Raw genomic sequence first — 16,411 nt, 5'->3', positions numbered from 1 at the left:
GCGGGCAGGGTTATTGGGGTCTCCATCCGCGCGAGCTTTTCATGCCCAGGGACAACCGCATCCTCATCGCGATCGGCGCCGCTGTGGCTGTCCTCGCCGCCGTCATCATCGGCCTTGTCGTCTCGGGTGGCCGGGATCGCACGCCGGCTCCGCCGCCGGCGGCCCAGGGCGGCCTGACGGTCGATGTCGCCGACGCCCCCGGCCTGGATACGACGCGTGAGCTGCGCTGTTACGTCGATGGCCAGTATGTGGGCATGGCGACCCTCGCCGACTGCGCCCGCCGAAATGGTCTGGCGACCGATGCGCTCGACGTGGGCGTTGACGAAACCGGGGCGCTGGTCGCCGCTCCGACCGCTTCCTTCGCGCCTCCGCCCGAGGCGCCGCCGGTCGAAGTGACTGCGGCCGAGGCGCAGCCCGCAGACGCCGAGTCGACCCAGCCGGCCCAGCCGACGCAATCCGCGGCCGCCGGCGGTCAGTGCCTGCGCCATACGGGCTCGGACTGGCGGATGCTGTCGCCGAACATGTCGCTGAACCAGTGCGTTCAGGCCCTCTACGCCGGCACCTGCGTGCGTCCGGGCGACGCCCTGTATGGTCGTTGGGGCGAGACGACCCTCCGGCTGGTGCCGCGCCGGGTCGAGCAGTCGAACGACAACAACCGCTTCCGCACGCTGGCGGAGCAGGACCGTAGCTGCCAGTTCCCGGGACTCCGTTGATGCGCACCTCCATCCTTCTGGCGTTCGGCGCCGGCGTTCTGGCTCTTGGCGCCTGTCAGCAGAGCACCAAGGCCCCGTTCAATCAGGGCGTCTGCTACGCCGTCGAACTGGGGCCGGACGGCGCCGCGCCGAAGTTCAACGTGGTCGCCGAGAACCAGCCGCAGATCGAGTTCTGCGCGGCGCGCCTTGAAGAGATGCGCCAGCGCTTCCTTCGTATGGGCGGCACCCGCCGGGAGATCATCGGCGCCTATCAGGGTCGCTTCATCTTCATCGACCGTGCGGGCGTTTCGTTCGGCCAGACCCTGGAAGGGTCGCGCTTCATGGCGCTGGCACGAACCGGCGACGGCCGCCTGGCCATCCCTGGCGCGATCCAGCAGGAAGTTGATGGCGGCCCGGCGACCGCGCCGACCGCGCCGGCTCCGCCCGCCAACTAGACCGCGCAGAACAAAGCTGGAACATTCAGCCGCTTTCGGATAGCGTTCCGGCGGGAGGGGCGTCAGGCTGTGGGAAAGCCTGTTCAGCTGACAATTAATCGGCCTCAGCCGGGACGATCCGCGCTAGGCCAACGGAAACACGGCCCGAAACAGCGCGAACGCGTGGCAGGCCAGATATTTAGAGGAGCTCGAGATGGCGGGCAGCGTCAACAAGGTCATTCTGGTCGGCAATCTGGGCAAGGACCCGGAAATCCGCACTCTCAATAACGGCGAGAAGGTCGCGAACCTGTCGCTGGCGACGTCGGAACAGTGGCGCGACAAGGCCACCGGCGAGCGCAAGGAAAAGACGGAGTGGCACCGCGTCGTCATCTTCAACGACAACATCGTCAAGGTGGCCGAGAACTATCTGAAGAAGGGCTCGACGGTTTACGTCGAAGGCGCTCTGCAGACCCGCAAATGGACCGATCAGCAGGGCGTCGAGAAGTATTCGACCGAGATCGTGATCCAGCGCTTCAACGGCCAGCTGACCATGCTGGGCGGCCGTGACGGCGGCGGCGCGAGCACCCCGCGCGGCGGCGACGACGATTATTCGTCGGGCTTCTCGACCGGTGGCGCGAACAAGCCCTCGGGCCCGCGCGAGAGCTACGACCTGAACGACGACATCCCGTTCTAATGGGCGGGCCGGCCGGTCCGGCCACAGTCTGAAATGTGAAGTGTCGGGCGCGGCCCTCGCGCCCGACAGAATGCCGCGCTAGGCCGGGGGTGTGATCAGCCCCGACAAGCCGCACAGCCCGTTATCCGTCGCCGAGATCGTCGCCATCGTCGCGGTGGTCGTGATCTGGGGCGTGAACAACGCCGCCGCCAAGCTGGCGACCGAAACCCTGCCGCCCCTGCTGACCGGCGCATTGCGCTTCGCCATCGCGGCGGCCTGCCTCGTTCCGTTCGTGCGACCGCCGTTTCCGAACTGGAAGAGCCTGCTGCTGATCGTCGGACTGGGCGGTCCGTTGCACTATGGCCTGATCTATCTGGCGTTCTGGCTGGCGCATGACGTCAGCCCGGTGTCGGTGGCGGCGCAGTTATGGGTGCCGTTCACCGCCCTGTTCGCCTTCCTGCTGCTGGGAGAGCGGCTGTCGAAATTCGCGCTCATCGGGATGGGCGTGGCCTTCCTGGGCGTGGCATGGATGACGCTGGATGCGCACGCGATCGAGGACTGGAAAGGCATCGTGGTGGGCATCGCCGCGGCCAGCGCCTGGGCGATGACGACGGTGATCGCGCGGCGCACCACCTCGATCCCGCCGTTGAAGATGCAGGGGCTTCTGGCCCTGGTGGCTCTGCCGGCTCTGGGCTTTGCGTCGGCCATTTTCGAGCATGGCCAGGTGGAGGCGATGCAGAGGGCCGACGGCTGGGTCTGGGCCAGCGTGTTCTGGGCCGGGCTGGTGTCGTCGGTGATCGCGACGACCCTGGTGTTCTGGCTGGTGCAGAAGCGCGAGGCGGGGCGGGTGACGCCCTATCTGCTGGCCACGCCGGTCGTGTCGATCCTGATCGGCTGGGGCTTCATGGGCGATGTGCTGACGCCGCAGATCCTGGCCGGGGCCGCGCTGACCATGGGCGGGGTGGCCGTGGTGGCCCTGGCGGAGCGGGGCCTGCGGGCGGGCGCAGCCAAGGCCTGAAAGAAAAAGGCCCGAACGCGGGTGCGTCCAGGCCTTTGCATTCTGATTTCAGCGAACCCTAGAGGCCGGGGAGCTTGAAGCCCGAGTCGCGGCGCTGCGAGATGCTGATGCCCGATTGACCACCGGTCAGGGCCTGGACGCGGGCCTGTTCGCTGGCGGCGTCGATCGTGACGGCGCCCTCGGCGGTCAGGGTCGTGGACGGGCCTTGCGAAGCCGGGTCTTCACGACGCCAGAACATGACGCGGCTGGCCCAGTTTTCTTCCTTGTGGGTCAGATCGCCGAACTCGTCGTCGACGACGTAGCGGGCCAACGGGTCGGCGCGGTCGCCGCCGGCTTCGGCGACGAGGACCTGTTCGCCAGCCGAGCGGGTCACCGCCTGGCGTTGGCCGAGAAGGATCTGACGAGCGGCCGATTCCGGAGCCAGCTCCTGCGGGCGCGGTTGACCCGGCGCCGGCGGACGCAGGCCGTATTCCGGCGGAACGGTCAGCGGTGCGGTCGACACCGTCAGGAACTCGTCCGGCGTGACCTTGGTGAGGCCGATGCTCTCGCCCATGCTGGAGCAGGCGCCCAGCGCGAGGGTGGAGGCGGCGGCGATCGTCAGTACGGCGGTAGTGCGAAGACGCATGATTTGTCCCGGTGCGACGCGCCCTGTCGGCGCACGCGTAAACCTTATTGGAAGCGGTTGATTACGACTTTTCGGCGGCGACGCCAACCTTGGCGGCCCGCTCCGACAGCAGGCTGTCCAGAATCAGCAGGACCACGCCGATGGTGATGGCGCTGTCGGCGACGTTGAACACCCACGGGAAGAAGCCGGTGCCCGAGAAGTCGAGGAAATCGACGACGAAACCGAAGCGGATCCGGTCGATGACGTTGCCGATCGCGCCGCCCATGACGAGGCCGATGGCGGTCACCAGCAGGCGACGGTCGGCCTTGAGCGCCCACCAGCCGAGGATGCCGGCGACGGCGATCGAGAACAGGCTCAGCATCCAGCGAGCGGAACCGTCGCCGAACAGGCCGAAGCTGACGCCGCGGTTCTCGACCCAGGTGAAGTTGAAGAACGGCGGCCACACCGGGTGCTGGCCGATCTCGCGCAGGTCCAGGCCGGAAAGCACCCAGGCCTTCGTAAGCTGGTCGATGACGATGACGAGGATGGCGAAGCCGTAGGCGGCGTAGGCGATGCGTGGGATTTTCATTCGTGTCGCTGAAAAGTGAGGCCGTCCGGGTTAGCAGTCTGCGTTACGCTCGCGAAGGGGCAATCGCGTGTCACGGCGTCGCGGTGGGCTTTTGCGGGTTGTCCTGAGGGCCGCCGCACCCCAAATGTGACGCTTCGCCCGCAAGGATTTCCCGCCGCACTCGAAGGAGCGCCGATGCCGCATGCCGACAGCCTGATTCTCACTCTCGTCGGCGGCTTCGTGCTGGCGTTCGTGTTCGGGATGTTGGCCAACCGGCTGAAGCTGTCGCCGCTTGTCGGGTACCTGGTCGCCGGGGTGGTTGTCGGGCCGTACACGGGCGGTTTCGTGGCCGACACCGAACTGGCGCCGCAACTGGCCGAGGTCGGCGTCATCCTGCTGATGTTCGGGGTCGGGCTGCATTTCTCGCTCGCCGACCTGATGAAGGTGCGCAAGATCGCCATTCCCGGAGCGCTGCTGCAGATCGCGGTGGCGACCGTGCTGGGCTGGGGCCTGGGCCGCCTGATGGGCATGGGCGATCTGGAGGCGACGCTGATGGGGTTCGCCCTGTCCGTGGCCTCCACCGTCGTGCTGCTGAGGGCGCTGGAGGAGCGCAAACAGGTTCGGGGGGAGGTCGGCCGCATCGCGATGGGCTGGCTGATCGTTGAGGACCTGGTCATCGTCCTGGCCCTGGTCATCCTGCCGTTGCTGGTCATCCAGCCGGGGACGACGCTGAACGGAATGGAGCTGGCGGGGTCGATCGGCTGGACCCTGTTCAAGGTGGCCGGCTTCGTCGCGGTGATGCTGGTGATCGGCGCCAAGGTTCTGCCGTGGCTGCTCATCCGGATCGCCCACACCCGGTCCCGCGAACTGTTCACCCTGGGGGTTCTGGCGATTGCGCTGGGCATCGCCTGGATCGCCTACCAGCTGTTCCACTCCTTCGCGCTCGGCGCCTTCCTGGCCGGGCTGGTGCTGAACAGCTCGCCGCTGGGGCACAATGCTGCGGAACGGTCGCTGCCGCTGCGCGACGCCTTCGCCGTGCTGTTTTTCGTCTCGGTCGGCATGCTGTTCGATCCGAGGATCCTGGTGAACGAGCCGCTGGCGGTGCTGGGCGTGCTGGCCATCGTTATCATCGGCAAGTCGCTGGCGGCGCTGGTGATCACCACCTTCTTCAAGCTGGACAGGGCGACCAGCCTGACCGTCGCGGCGTCGCTGGCGCAGATCGGCGAGTTCTCGTTCATCCTCGCGGCGGTGAGCGTCAGCCTGGGCGGGATGAGCCGCGGGACCCACGACCTGATCCTGGCCGCGGCCCTGCTGTCGATTTCGTTGAACCCGTTCGTCTTCGCCCTGATCGACCGGATGGGCGGCAAGCCGAAGGCCACGCCCAAGCCTGAGACCGCGCCGGTCCGGGACCTGATCTGAGGTCGCCACGGCATCGGCGGCGGCCGCAGCCGCACCGAAAAAACAGTCTGAAGAGTCTGAAGCGTCTGATGCGGGGAGGGCGCGATCCCCGTGCCGCGGGCTTTTCGCGGGTCCGGGTGAGACTCGCGCCCGTGAAAAACCAGTCTCACGAGTCTCACGGGTCTCATCCGTCCAGGTGTCTGCCGTCGCGCCCATGATGGATCATCACACGGCGCGACGTCAGAATCGGTCGTAGGTCAGAGCACTCCGATCATCGAGGCCACCAGCGGGTGGCGGACGATGTCGCGCTCGGCCAGCTTGATCACGGCGATGTCCGGCACCGTGATCAGCCGTTCGGCGATGTCGGAGAGGCCCGAGATGCCCGGAAGCAGGTCGGACTGCTGCGGATCGCCGGTGACGACCATGGTCGAATGCCAGCCCAGGCGGGTCAGCAGCATCTTGAGCTGCACATAGGTGCAGTTCTGGGCCTCATCGACGACGATGAAGGCGTTGTTCAGCGTGCGGCCGCGCATGTAGCCGATGGGCGCGATCTCGATCAGGCCCTCGGCCATCAGGGCCTTGACCCGCTTCATGCTGAGACGGTCCGAGAGCGCGTCGTAGAGCGGGCGCAGGTAGGGCGCGAGCTTGTCCTCCATATCCCCCGGCAGGAAGCCGATGGACTCGCCGGCCTCGACCGCGGGACGGGACAGGACGATGCGGCCGACCTTGCCCGCTTCCAGGGCCTCGACCGCCTTGGCGACCGCCAGATAGGTCTTGCCGGTGCCTGCGGGACCGAGGGCGAGAACCAGGTTGTGATGATCGATCATCGTCATCAGCTCGGCCTGTCCGTCGGACTTGGGCTTCAGCGTCTTGAGATAGGCCTGGTCGCGGTCGTCATTCGATGGATGGGGTGACCAGCCGGCATGTTGGGGCAACCGCCGAACCTTGGAATCCTCTGTGAACTGGCGGGAGTCGAGTATCCCGTGCTCACGGGAAATTTCCCGGGTTTGACGCTTCAGGGCTGCGCGCTTGGTCATGGACGCCTCCAGGGCATGAAAAAAGGCGATGCCGAAAAAGCATCGCCTCGAACGAAGGTCGGAATAGCGGAGGATGCGAGGCACCCGCCCGGGTCGGAAGAAGGGTCAACTTCCAGCGGAACGATCCGCCGAACCGAACGCACCACGCACGCCCCCGTGCTTGTACCGGACCGGGCTTGATCCGGCTTCCGATCCGGGGCCGAAATGTCGGCCTCGAATCGCATCAACAGGATGATGCTATCGTGGTTTACGAGAGCTTAAAGCCCTCAAATTCTTTAGAAATGGCGGTATGCTGATGAATGTTTACAGCCTTGGCGACAAGAATCCGCAGCTTCCGCCTGAGGGCGAATACTGGGTGGCGCCAACCGCAACCGTCATAGGAGACGTGATTCTGAAGCCGGGCGCCAGCATCTGGTTCGGCGCGACGGTCCGCGGCGACAACGATCCCATCACAATCGGGCGAGACACCAATATTCAGGACGGCAGCGTGCTGCATTCCGACCCCGGCGAGCCGCTGACCATCGGCGACGGGGTCACGGTCGGGCATATGGTGATGCTGCACAGCTGCGAGATCGGCGACAACACCCTGATCGGCATCGGCGCCGTGGTGCTGGGCCGGGCGAAGATCGGGAAGAACTGTCTGATCGGCGCCAATGCGCTGATCACCGAGGGCAAGGTGATCCCCGACAACTCCCTGGTCATGGGGCAGCCCGGCAAGGTGGTTCGCGAGCTGGAGCCCGGACAGATCGAGGCGCTGAAGGCGTCGGCCGCGCACTACGTCCAGAACTGGAAGCGCTACGTCACGGATATGAAGCCGGCCTGACGCGTCAGGCGATGCGGCGTCCCTGAATGGCCGCCAGGCTGAGCGCCGGTCGTCCGTGGTCGCCGACGCCGAGCGTCACCCGAGCCGCAATCTGACGCGTGGACTTGTCCATCACGGGGGGCGAGCCCGTCGCGATCAGGCCGAGGAGCAGGTAAGGGCGTTCATCCAGGTCGCGCAGCGGGACCAGGGTGACCTCAACCTGGGTGGAGGTCGTTCCGGCCGATCCCACGATCACGACGGGACGAGCCTCGCGACCGGCCTGGGTCAGCGCCGCCGTCACCATGTCCCGGGACGCATCGGTCCAGAGCGAAAGGAGCGACTCCTTCGCCAGCGTGCGGTCGGCGAATGTCTCGATCCAGCTTCCCGCCAGCCGCAGTGAAGCGTCCTCACCCCGCCGCTCGGCGAGAAACGTACGGGGCAGGCGGGCTCCAAGCACTTCCGGCGCGAACGCGTCCCGACCGGGGACGCCGCCGCGCACGTCCGCCTTCCGGGCGAGGCCCGTCCAGTGGTCGATCAGGAATTGCGTATCAGGATGAAACATCGCATCCGCCTCCGTTCCTGAGGCCGCAAGGGCTGGACCGGGGAAAGGCAACGGAAACGCAAGGCTTTTGGGGTTGATATGCAGGCTGGAGCGGATCGCGCGTGTCGCGGACCGCGCAGAACTCATCTGGAGGTCGGCCCATGCGGGTGCGGATCATGACCTGGCTGCCGGCCGCGGCGGGCTTTCTGGCTGTCTCGGCGATCGCCGACACGGCTGCGGCCCAGTGCGGACCGACGTGCCCGCCGCCGCCGCCCCCGTGCTGCGAGCCGCCGCCTCCGCCGCCTCCGCCCCCGCCCTGCTGCGAAATTCCCCCGCCCCCGCCCTGCTGTGGCGGCGGCGGCAACCTGAACGTCAATGTGAACGTGAACGCCAGCGCCAATGCGGGCGCGCGCGCCGGGCTGAACGCCCGTGCAGGTGGGACCGTGTTCGTGGGCGGCGGCGGTTCGGCCTATGTCACCGTCGACCAGCCCTATCCGACGACGATCAACGGCCTGCTGGTCGAGGGCGAGCGCGTGCGCCAGACGATCCGGGTGCCGTATGAATCGCGTCGGCGCATGGAGAAGCGGGTGGTCATCCAGGCCGTCTGCATCGACGACCGCAATGTGCCCCATCCGGCGTCACAGGTCCGTCCGGACCGCGAGGTGAATGCCGACTACGAGGGCGAACTGTACCGCTGCATGGCCGGGACGTGGCTGCAGATGACCTGGGCCGAGTACACCGGCGAGGTTCGCTTCGATCAGGGTCAGACGATGAGCTGCCGCAAGGGCGAGGCCCTGTGGCACGGCCGCGGCGGCAATGTGGAATGCCGCACCCAGCGCGCCGAACGCGAATGCAACGAGCGCTCGCTGCTGCGCCGCTACGGGGCCGGGGTGAAGATCCTGACCATGGTGCGTGAGGAGCTCTATACCGAGTACCGCGAGGAAGTGGTCGAGCAGTCGGGCGTCGCCGTGTCCGGCGCGTCTATCACGCTGGACGGCGGCGTCGGCGGACGCGTGTTCTGACTTGAACAGGCCGTTCAGGCTGCCGTCAGGTGGCGTGACATAGATTGGTGGTCGTCGGCTCTTCGTCGACGATCCTGAGAAGCGAACTCGGCCCCGGTCCCTGCATGGACCGGGGCCATTTTCGTTACGGCTGTTCGGCCGGCGTGGCCGAGACCACCTGAACCCGCACGGCGCGGTCGTCGGTCAGGTATTTTTGCGCCAGGCGCTGCACGTCCGCCGGCGTCACGGCCTCCAGCACGGCGATGTTGTTGACGATCTGCTGCACGTCGCCCGGCTTTTCGACGATGTCGGCCAGCTGGGTCAGCCAGTACTCGTTGGTCGCCTGGCTGAGGCGGACGCGTTCGATGGCGGGCAGGCGGGCGCGGTTCAGTTCGTCGTCCGACGGCGGGGCCTCCCGCAGCGAAGCGGCGATCGATTCCACGGCGGTGTAGAAGGCGGGAATGCTGGCGCGGGCCGTCTCGCCCTGGACCAGCATGAAGCCGTAGTCCGGGAAGACGCTCGAGCTCTGCGCGCCGACGCCGGGAGAGTAGGCGAGGGCCTGCTTCTCGCGGATTTCCTCGAGCACCCGCAGGCGCAGTACGGCGCTGAGGATGGAGAGCTGGCGCGCCTCGGTGCGGTCGTCGATCGAGTCCGTGGTCGGCCAGGCGACGATGGCCAGGGCCTGCTCGGCCGGGCCGGTGTGGGTCAGCTCGATCGGCTGGCCGGTCGGCTCGGGGAAGCGCTTCTGGTCCGACCCGGGCAGGGGGCGGGCCTCGGGGCCACGGGCGGGCAGGGCGCCCAGGGTCGGGGCGACAGCCGCGATGGCGTCCTCGACGGTGACGTCGCCCACGACGGTGATGCGGATCGGACCGCTGGACAGGCCGCGGGTGATGTCGGCCTTCAGCTCGTCATTGGTCCAGGTCGCGACGACTTCGGGGTTGGGCAGGGCGTCGCGGGCGTCGCCGCTGCTGAGGACGGCGCCGCCGTCGACCGCATAGGCGCCGCCGGGCGTGGCGCGGGCCTGAGCCAGTTGCTGGCCGTAGGCGGACTTCAGCTGCTGGAAGGGCGCGGGGCGCAGGCCCGGATCGGTCAGATAGGCGGTCAGGACCTGCAGTTGCAGCGGCAGGTCGGCGGGACGGGTGGCGCCGGAGAAGCTGTAGCGGTCGGCGCCCGCGCTGAAGTCGGTCGAATAGACGCGACCGTTCAGGACGCGGCTCATCTCATCGAGATTGAGACGACCCGTGCCGCCGGCGGTGAAGACGTTGGCGCCGAGGCCTTCGACGGTGGGCCGGTCGACCGGCTGGCCCAGTTCGCCGATGCCGGTGTCGACGCGCACGAGGATCTGCTCGTCGCGGAACTGGGTCGGCTTGACCGTCAGGGTGACGCCGTTGGCGAAGGTGACGACGGTCGTGCCGATGTCGGCGATCTCGCGACGCTCGGTGACGGCGCCGGGCGTGCCGAAGGTCTGATAGGGCCATTCCAGCTGGGCCTGGGCGGCCGGCGCGCTCACCGGCGTCTGGCGCGAGGCCTCCAGCGCGGCGGTGACCGCCGCCTCGCCGCCCTCGATCGGCTCGGGGGTGACGACCAGCGCCATCGGGCCCTCGCCCTGGAAGACCTGCGGCAGGGTCGCGTTGATGGTCGCGGCGGTCAGCCCTTCGACCGAGGCGTTGAACAGGTCCAGGTTCGTCTGCGGAGTGGTGAAGACCACCTTGCCGTTCACCGAACCGGCCAGGTTGTTGGCCAGCGCCGGCGTACGGCGGGTCGCCGCGCCGGCCACAGCGTTCTCGAGCGCGGTACGGGTAGCGGTGATCTCACGCTGCAGTTCCGCGTCGGACACGCCGTACTGCACGAGGCGGCGCTGTTCCTGTTCGATCGTCTCGAGCGCGCGCTTCCATTCGCCGACATTGTACTGGGCCGAGACCGAGGCGGCGGCGAAGCTGTCCGCCAGTTCGAACTCGCCGCCGCCGGCGCTCAGGAAGGGCGGGTTGTCGCCGCGGGCGATCTCGCCCAGGCGGCGGTTCAGCACCGCGACGCCCAGCTGGCGGTACAGGTTGTCGCGACGCTCGGCGACGGTGTCGGGATCGCGGTCGGGATTGCGGATGAAGCCCAGCTCGATCGACGACTGGACGCCCGGCTCGACCAGGATGCGGGTTTCCGGCCCGCGCGGGGCGACCGTGCCCAGATCAGGCTCCGGACCGGCCGGGCCCTCGCCCTGCCAGCTCTCGAAGGCGGCGCGAACCTTGGCTTCCATCTCGTCGACGTCGAAGTCGCCGACCGCGACGAAGGTCGCGCGCTCGGGGCGGTAATAGCTTTGGTAGAATTCGACGAACCGGTCGCGCGGCGCGGTGCGGATGATGTCGAGGTCGCCAATGGGCAGGCGGTTGGAGATGCGTTGACCCGGGGCGTAGAGGCCGAGCTGGGCCTTGATCGAACGGAGGCCCGGCGTGTTGCGCAGGCGCTCCTCGCCGACGATGACGTTGCGCTCCGCCTCAACGGCGTCGGCGGCCATCAGGGCCTCGGACATCTGTTCGCGCAGGATGCGCAGCGAGTCGTCGACCGTGCCGGCGTCGGCGTTCGGGATTTCCAGCATGTAGACGGTCTGGTCGAAGCCGGTGGAGGCGTTGGTGTCGGCCCCGAAGGCCAGACCGCGCCGCTCGAGAATGCGCAGGAGCTCGTTCTCGGGGATGTTGGTCGTCCCGTTGAAGGCCATGTGCTCCATGAAGTGGGCGAGGCCGAGCTGGTCCTCGTTCTCCATCAGCGATCCGGCGTCGATGCGCAGGCGGAACGAGGCCTGACCCGGCGGGGTGGCGTTGCGGAGGATGGCGTACTGCATGCCGTTCGGCAGGACGCCGAAGCGGACGTTGGAGTCAGCGGGAATGTCGCTGGCGGCCTGGGCCCAGGGATCGGACGGCGCGACCTGCTGGGCCAGCGTCGGAGAGGCCGCGACCAGCGCGACGGCGGAGGCCGCGACGAGCAGCAGAAGGCGGGGGGAACGCATGGTCGGTCACTCCGATAGGCGCGAAGGACCGTTGCAGACGGCATGCGCCGGAAAACAGGAAGGACCGCGAATTCCAGATGCGCCGACGCCCCGTGCAACCCTTCGGCGACGGAATGGCCGCGCTCAAGTTACAGAAGGTTAATGTGTGGGCCGCGAGACGTAGAAGCTCGCCGAGTTGCCGACAGCATTGGCGCCGGTGATGACCGCGCGATTGGATCCCGCCACGACGGTGGTCGCCTGGGCCGAGACGTCGCCGGAGTTGGTCTGGCTGTTGCGGGCTTCGAGATAGCCTTCGCATTCAGAGCAGGCGTAGCCCGTGACGCTGTTACCTACCGCATCGGCGCCGACGTAGACGTCGTAGCCGTTCGTGCCGGAGAAGGTCGCGGAGACGTCCACCCCGCCGCTGTTGATCTGGGTGTTGTCGATCTCGACGTAGATGTCGTTGTTGCCCACCGACAGTTCATTGCCGGCGCCGGTCGCGCGGGCTTCGGCCCGGCCGTAGTCGTAGGCGGTGGTCAGGGCGGCCGCGCGGACGAAGCTGCTGTTCTCCTGCGAGGACGTGGTCACGACCGACCCGCCCTGATTGCTGAGAACCGCCCGGTTGGCGCTGGCGCGGGCGCGGCTGGCCAGGTCCCAGGCGTTGCCGGCGTTGGCGCTGGCGTCCGCCTCGACAAAGTCGCTGGTGGAGGTCTGGTTGATCGTCAGGGCCTGGCCGGAGGTCTGGCCGCTGGTGACCGCGACGGCGTTGATCGTCGACTCGCTGGTGACGGCCGTTTCCGCTGGAACGTACTGGCTCTGGATCCGGCTGAATGAACGCACCGTGGCCGAGGACGATTGATCGATCGACCCGTCGATGGCCGAGCCTTCGCCATAGAGGGCGGTGGTGTTCGAGACGGCCGAGGCGTTGACGGAGCCGCCGGCCAGCAGCCGGGCGTCGGAATCACCGACCTCGCTGGTCGCGCTGACCAGACCGCCCGTGTTGGACTGGGTCGCCTCGACCGTTAGGCCGGCGTCATAGGCGCTGGCGGCCAGATAGTTGCCGCCGGCCTGGGTGATCACATTGACGACGCCGTCGGTGTCTCCCCCGAGCGTCACATCGCTGCGGGCGGTGGAATCGCCGCGCATGTCCTGATCGGAGCTGACGGTGATCGAGTCGTTCTCGACCGCGCCCGAGAAGGCGTTGCCCTGCGCCGAGGTGCTGACCGTCACCTGATCCTGGGCGTCGACGACGTTGAGCGTCTGGCCGGACAGAATGTCGCCCAGCTGAAGCTGTTCGTTCAGGACGATCGTGCCGTCCTGCGCCGCGGCCTCAGTAGCGGCTGCTGCGACGCACAGCGTCGTCGCGGCTATCGTGCCAGCGAGACGGATCAGCGCGTGTTTCGCCATTGTTCGTGTCCGTGTTGGGGTACGCGGGGTAATAGCCGCCGGTCGCGCCGACGGTGCCGCCCAACGGGTCGGGGCCGGCCGACAGGCAGACGTCCGGGCCGGGCGCGCCGTACAGATTGGCCATGAACTCGACGGTGGCGCGCTCGATCAGGGCGCGGACAGCCAGCTGGACCGGCTCCAGCCCGCCTTCGCCGGCCGAGATGTCGAAGACGTTGCCGTTGAGGAAGTCGAACACGCCGGCCGAGATCTCACGGCCGATGATCTGCTTCTGGTACGAAACCACGTCTACGACCTCGAGCGTGGTGGTCTGCACCAGCCGCAGGTCGATGGCGATATTCATCACATAGGCCTTGCCAGCGAACGCCACCGACAGCGGTGTGTCCGTGCTGGCCTGTCCCGCAGCGGCGTCGAAGCCGCCCGAACGGATGTTGTAGTTCACCTCGGTGATGCCGCCGACGATATAGAAGTCGGAGCCGGGCACCTGGCCGGCGAGGATGCGGCGGTACTGGGTGTCCTGGGCGCCGCCCGGGCCTTCATCGCCGATCAGGCGGTTGTTGGCGTAGCGCAGCTCGAGTTCCGAGACCGAGGTGTCATAGCGTTCGACGATGCGGGCGCCGGACTTGGCCAGCGCGGTGGTGGCCATCAGCGAGGCGCCGCCGGTGACCTGGCGTCCGCCGTCGGCCGAGACCGTGCCGGTGTAGTCGCTGATCCGGCCGACCGCGATGCGCGGCGAGGGCAGGTTATAGCGGCGCGCATAGTTCGCCATGCAGTAAAGGGCGGCGGAGTAGGGGGTCGGGTTGGCCGTCACCGGCGCGTTGCCGATCGGCGTCGCATAGGTGCCGTTGCGGCCCGCCTCGGCCGAGATGCAGCCGCTCAGCAGCGCGGCGGCCGCGCAGGCGGCGCCGACGGTCTGCAGTCGCCGAAAGGTCCGGCCAGCGATCATGGAAGCCTCAGGGCGCCGGTCAGGTCTGTTCCGGCGGTGATGTCGCCGTTGTTGACCTGGCTGGAGTTGACGATGACGGTGTTGTGGTTGCCCTGCACGACGACGTTCAGGCTGTTGCCGATCGCGGTGGAGCCGCCGACCGTCGTCCCGTTGTTGCCGCCGGCGCCCGACCAGGACGACGACACGCCGCCGGAGGCGCTGGAGTAGGCGCTGGCGCCGGCCTGGATGATGCCGTTCACGATCAGACGATTGCCGTTCTGGTCCCGGGTCGATCCGGTCTGGGGGCGGGCGGTGGTGTAGCGCGAAGCGCCGTAACCCGCCTGGTAGGCGCCCATGCTGGACGATCCGGACGACTGCGCGACCGCGGCGGCAGGGACGACAAGAGCGGCGAGGGCGATCGCCGAAGCGATCCCGATCCGGGCAGGCATTGGCGGCTCTCCACGCGTGACGCGGTTTACGGGCCGCTAAGGCCCCCCCGTGCCAATATGGGGCATGGATATTAAGAACCGCTTGCCAGAGCGGCGGTCTGTCACCAAAGCGGTCCCCGCCGTCGCTCCAGAGAGGCCACGCCCTGACTGATTCACCCAAGGAACGGATCTTCAACGCGCCGCCGGCAGCGCTGATCGTCGCCGCCTCCATGCCGGTCCTCTATCTGTTTCAGGGCTGGCTGCCGGATGGCGGGCTTGGCCTCGCGTTCCGTCCCGCATCGCTGACGGACGGCCAGTGGTGGCCGGGCGTGCTGACAGCGATGTTCCTGCACGCAGGCTGGGTGCACGTCAGTATGAACGCCGTCGGCGCGCTCGCCTTTGCTCCGCCTGTCGCTCGACTGGGCTCGGGCCTGCGCGGAGCGTTGGGCTTCCTGCTCTTCTATATCGTGTGCGGCGTCGTGGCGGCCCTCGGCTATGGCCTGATCCACCTCGAGAGCCAGGACATCATGGTCGGCGCGTCCGGCGCCGTATTCGGGCTGTTGGGGGCGGCGATCCGGTTGCTGGGACGGCGGGATGGAACCCTGCGCCCCCTGACGGACCGTAGAACGCTGACGACCGCGACCGCCCTGATGGTGGTGAACGCCCTGATCGGACTGATCGGCTTCGTCCCGGGCGGGGAGGCGGCGGGAATCGCCTGGGAGGCCCACGCATTCGGCTTCCTGTTCGGCTTTCTGACGATCGGTCTGTGGACGCGATTGTTCGGTCCCCCGCGTCCCGCATTTGATTCGACGGGCGATCTGCGCGACCCTCAGGCCTGAAGCGGCCCCGTCCGCGGCCGCACTCCCTGCTTTATGGAGAGGAGCAGCCATGCTGGTCGCCGAGATTCTCAAGGACAAGGGAGACGCGGTCTACGCCATCGGACCGGATGTCAGCGTCGCCGAAGCGTGCGCCGAGCTGGAGCGCAAACGGGTTGGCGCCCTGATCGTATGCGACGGGGACCGGGTCACAGGCGTATTCTCCGAGCGGGACGTGGTCCGGGCGATCGCCCGTGAAGGCCAGGCCTGCCTGGAGCGGCCCGTATCGGCGGTGATGAGCACGGACGTCGTCTTCACCGCGCCGGCCGAAACCGTGGGCGTCCTGATGGAGCGGATGACCGAGCGCCGGATCCGCCATCTGCCTGTGTTGTCGGACGGGCGACTCGCCGGCGTCATTTCGATCGGCGACGTGGTGAAATGCCAGATCGCCGAAGTGACCTACGAAGCCGAGTCCCTGAAGACCTATATCGCGGCGGGCTGACGACGCTGATCGGCGGGGCGGTCGACAGGCCGCGAGGCCCCGTGAAACTCGCCGCCATACATTATACTGGCTGAGAGACGGATCCCCTGCCGGACGACGTCCGATGACCCGGAGTCTGCGAGAAAGTTCGGCAAAGCGCAGGAATCGGGTTGCGGACAAAATGGCCGCTGCGTATATCCCCGCCTCGCTCGGAAACGGGCCGGCCGCCGGGGCCACGGAGACGAAAGCCTCCAGGGTCCCACGGAAGAAAGTCGCGAAAGCGGGTTGCTTCCAGAAGGTGGTTCGGTTAGGTTCCGCGCTCCAATCGAATCGTCGGAAACGAACACAGAGGTAAGCCTCTCGGCTTCCCTCCCGGTGATTTTTTGCGGTCTGGAAGGTCTCGATCTTCTCTCCGCAGAAAGGCTGAAAAGCCCGGTTGACATGAGGAACGGCCTTCTCTAGATAGCCGCCTCCGCCGCGAACGGGCGTTAAACGGTTTGGCCGGTTTTGACCGGTTAGGTCTTTGAAATCGTTGATCTGGAAAGAGAAACGCAGGCGGCGGTGTCCTGGCGATAACCCTTGGGGTTATCATCGACACTGACAACTGCGGTCT

The 16,411-nt window shown here is 67.5% G+C and carries 17 protein-coding genes; 9 read left to right on the top strand and 8 right to left on the bottom strand.

Annotated elements, in window-relative coordinates; all coding sequences use genetic code 11:
* Window positions 1-41 precede the first annotated feature (41 nt).
* From GGR12_RS13270 to GGR12_RS13255, 4 genes are all read left to right on the top strand, one after another.
* On the top strand, window positions 42-713 hold the full coding sequence (locus GGR12_RS13270; protein WP_183204940.1) for a hypothetical protein: 672 nt from the start codon (window positions 42-44) through the stop codon (window positions 711-713).
* Window positions 713-1,147 (top strand): hypothetical protein, encoded by a 435-nt coding sequence (locus GGR12_RS13265; protein WP_183204939.1) that lies wholly within the window; start codon window positions 713-715, stop codon window positions 1,145-1,147. Before GGR12_RS13270 ends, GGR12_RS13265 begins: the two co-directional genes overlap by 1 nt.
* A 193-nt stretch (window positions 1,148-1,340) precedes the next feature.
* Window positions 1,341-1,820: a single-stranded DNA-binding protein gene (gene ssb / locus GGR12_RS13260; protein WP_183204938.1), complete on the top strand. Its 480-nt coding sequence runs from the start codon at window positions 1,341-1,343 to the stop codon at window positions 1,818-1,820.
* Window positions 1,821-1,911: 91 nt separating this feature from the next.
* On the top strand, window positions 1,912-2,817 hold the full coding sequence (locus GGR12_RS13255) for an EamA family transporter (RefSeq protein ID WP_183204937.1): 906 nt from the start codon (window positions 1,912-1,914) through the stop codon (window positions 2,815-2,817).
* A gap of 58 nt (window positions 2,818-2,875) precedes the next feature.
* Here the strand turns inward: GGR12_RS13255 and GGR12_RS13250 are convergent, their stop codons facing one another.
* Together GGR12_RS13250 and lspA are read right to left on the bottom strand one after the other, a co-directional pair.
* Window positions 2,876-3,442 carry a DUF3035 domain-containing protein gene (locus tag GGR12_RS13250; RefSeq protein ID WP_183204936.1) on the bottom strand — a complete coding sequence of 189 codons (567 nt, stop codon included), beginning with the start codon at window positions 3,440-3,442 and terminating at the stop codon, window positions 2,876-2,878.
* Window positions 3,443-3,503: 61 nt separating this feature from the next.
* Window positions 3,504-4,010, bottom strand: a complete 507-nt coding sequence (gene lspA, locus GGR12_RS13245; protein ID WP_183204935.1) for a signal peptidase II — start codon at window positions 4,008-4,010, stop codon at window positions 3,504-3,506.
* Between the two features lie 174 nt (window positions 4,011-4,184).
* On the opposite strand from lspA, the gene GGR12_RS13240 reads away from it, so the two are divergent.
* Window positions 4,185-5,408 carry a cation:proton antiporter domain-containing protein gene (locus GGR12_RS13240; RefSeq protein ID WP_183204934.1) on the top strand — a complete coding sequence of 408 codons (1,224 nt, stop codon included), beginning with the start codon at window positions 4,185-4,187 and terminating at the stop codon, window positions 5,406-5,408.
* Between the two features lie 236 nt (window positions 5,409-5,644).
* Here the strand turns inward: GGR12_RS13240 and GGR12_RS13235 are convergent, their stop codons facing one another.
* Window positions 5,645-6,436, bottom strand: a complete 792-nt coding sequence (locus GGR12_RS13235; protein ID WP_183205761.1) for a PhoH family protein — start codon at window positions 6,434-6,436, stop codon at window positions 5,645-5,647.
* A gap of 283 nt (window positions 6,437-6,719) precedes the next feature.
* Here GGR12_RS13235 and GGR12_RS13230 point away from each other — a divergent pair, with 283 nt between their 5' ends.
* Complete coding sequence (locus GGR12_RS13230; protein WP_183205759.1) at window positions 6,720-7,247, top strand: gamma carbonic anhydrase family protein; 528 nt, start codon at window positions 6,720-6,722, stop codon at window positions 7,245-7,247.
* Between the two features lie 4 nt (window positions 7,248-7,251).
* Here the strand turns inward: GGR12_RS13230 and GGR12_RS13225 are convergent, their stop codons facing one another.
* The gene (locus GGR12_RS13225) at window positions 7,252-7,914 is read right to left on the bottom strand and encodes a PAS domain-containing protein (protein WP_183204933.1); all 663 of its coding nucleotides are present in this window, start codon (window positions 7,912-7,914) and stop codon (window positions 7,252-7,254) included.
* A 14-nt stretch (window positions 7,915-7,928) separates the two neighbouring features.
* On the opposite strand from GGR12_RS13225, the gene GGR12_RS13220 reads away from it, so the two are divergent.
* Complete coding sequence (locus tag GGR12_RS13220) at window positions 7,929-8,789, top strand: hypothetical protein (protein ID WP_183204932.1); 861 nt, start codon at window positions 7,929-7,931, stop codon at window positions 8,787-8,789.
* Between the two features lie 124 nt (window positions 8,790-8,913).
* Here GGR12_RS13220 and GGR12_RS13215 read toward each other — a convergent pair whose 3' ends face one another.
* The 4 genes from GGR12_RS13215 to hfaA form a co-directional block, all read right to left on the bottom strand.
* Window positions 8,914-11,766: a M16 family metallopeptidase gene (locus tag GGR12_RS13215; RefSeq protein ID WP_183204931.1), complete on the bottom strand. Its 2,853-nt coding sequence runs from the start codon at window positions 11,764-11,766 to the stop codon at window positions 8,914-8,916.
* Window positions 11,767-11,904: 138 nt separating this feature from the next.
* Window positions 11,905-13,152 (bottom strand): holdfast anchor protein HfaD, encoded by a 1,248-nt coding sequence (gene hfaD, locus GGR12_RS13210; protein WP_183204930.1) that lies wholly within the window; start codon window positions 13,150-13,152, stop codon window positions 11,905-11,907.
* Window positions 13,076-14,095 carry a holdfast anchoring protein HfaB gene (gene hfaB / locus GGR12_RS13205; RefSeq protein WP_183204929.1) on the bottom strand — a complete coding sequence of 340 codons (1,020 nt, stop codon included), beginning with the start codon at window positions 14,093-14,095 and terminating at the stop codon, window positions 13,076-13,078. Before hfaB ends, hfaD begins: the two co-directional genes overlap by 77 nt.
* The gene (hfaA, locus tag GGR12_RS13200) at window positions 14,092-14,523 is read right to left on the bottom strand and encodes a holdfast anchoring protein HfaA (RefSeq protein WP_183204928.1); all 432 of its coding nucleotides are present in this window, start codon (window positions 14,521-14,523) and stop codon (window positions 14,092-14,094) included. Before hfaA ends, hfaB begins: the two co-directional genes overlap by 4 nt.
* Before the next feature lie 209 nt (window positions 14,524-14,732).
* On the opposite strand from hfaA, the gene GGR12_RS13195 reads away from it, so the two are divergent.
* Together GGR12_RS13195 and GGR12_RS13190 are read left to right on the top strand one after the other, a co-directional pair.
* On the top strand, window positions 14,733-15,341 hold the full coding sequence (locus GGR12_RS13195; protein ID WP_221212394.1) for a rhomboid family intramembrane serine protease: 609 nt from the start codon (window positions 14,733-14,735) through the stop codon (window positions 15,339-15,341).
* 49 nt (window positions 15,342-15,390) lie between these two features.
* Complete coding sequence (locus GGR12_RS13190; RefSeq protein ID WP_183204927.1) at window positions 15,391-15,819, top strand: CBS domain-containing protein; 429 nt, start codon at window positions 15,391-15,393, stop codon at window positions 15,817-15,819.
* The last annotated feature ends 592 nt before the right edge of the window (window positions 15,820-16,411 follow it).

The organism is Brevundimonas lenta, assembly GCF_014196335.1.
GTDB lineage: Bacteria > Pseudomonadota > Alphaproteobacteria > Caulobacterales > Caulobacteraceae > Brevundimonas > Brevundimonas lenta.
Note: the sequence above shows the minus strand (reverse complement) of the source record. Positions and strands in the feature narration are given on the sequence as shown.

Excerpts from the sequence above, each read along its gene's own strand:
- GGR12_RS13250 (WP_183204936.1), bottom strand. The coding sequence starts at position 3,442 with ATGCGTCTTCGCACTACCGCCGTACTGACGATCGCCGCCGCCTCCACC.
- hfaD (WP_183204930.1), bottom strand. The coding sequence starts at position 13,152 with ATGGCGAAACACGCGCTGATCCGTCTCGCTGGCACGATAGCCGCGACG.
- GGR12_RS13215 (WP_183204931.1), bottom strand. The coding sequence starts at position 11,766 with ATGCGTTCCCCCCGCCTTCTGCTGCTCGTCGCGGCCTCCGCCGTCGCG.
- GGR12_RS13265 (WP_183204939.1), top strand. The coding sequence starts at position 713 with ATGCGCACCTCCATCCTTCTGGCGTTCGGCGCCGGCGTTCTGGCTCTT.
- ssb (WP_183204938.1), top strand. The coding sequence starts at position 1,341 with ATGGCGGGCAGCGTCAACAAGGTCATTCTGGTCGGCAATCTGGGCAAG.
- GGR12_RS13230 (WP_183205759.1), top strand. The coding sequence starts at position 6,720 with ATGAATGTTTACAGCCTTGGCGACAAGAATCCGCAGCTTCCGCCTGAG.
- GGR12_RS13270 (WP_183204940.1), top strand. The coding sequence starts at position 42 with ATGCCCAGGGACAACCGCATCCTCATCGCGATCGGCGCCGCTGTGGCT.
- GGR12_RS13220 (WP_183204932.1), top strand. The coding sequence starts at position 7,929 with ATGCGGGTGCGGATCATGACCTGGCTGCCGGCCGCGGCGGGCTTTCTG.
- hfaA (WP_183204928.1), bottom strand. The coding sequence starts at position 14,523 with ATGCCTGCCCGGATCGGGATCGCTTCGGCGATCGCCCTCGCCGCTCTT.
- GGR12_RS13195 (WP_221212394.1), top strand. The coding sequence starts at position 14,733 with ATGCCGGTCCTCTATCTGTTTCAGGGCTGGCTGCCGGATGGCGGGCTT.
- lspA (WP_183204935.1), bottom strand. The coding sequence starts at position 4,010 with ATGAAAATCCCACGCATCGCCTACGCCGCCTACGGCTTCGCCATCCTC.
- hfaB (WP_183204929.1), bottom strand. The coding sequence starts at position 14,095 with ATGATCGCTGGCCGGACCTTTCGGCGACTGCAGACCGTCGGCGCCGCC.
- GGR12_RS13190 (WP_183204927.1), top strand. The coding sequence starts at position 15,391 with ATGCTGGTCGCCGAGATTCTCAAGGACAAGGGAGACGCGGTCTACGCC.
- GGR12_RS13240 (WP_183204934.1), top strand. The coding sequence starts at position 4,185 with ATGCCGCATGCCGACAGCCTGATTCTCACTCTCGTCGGCGGCTTCGTG.
- GGR12_RS13225 (WP_183204933.1), bottom strand. The coding sequence starts at position 7,914 with ATGAGTTCTGCGCGGTCCGCGACACGCGCGATCCGCTCCAGCCTGCAT.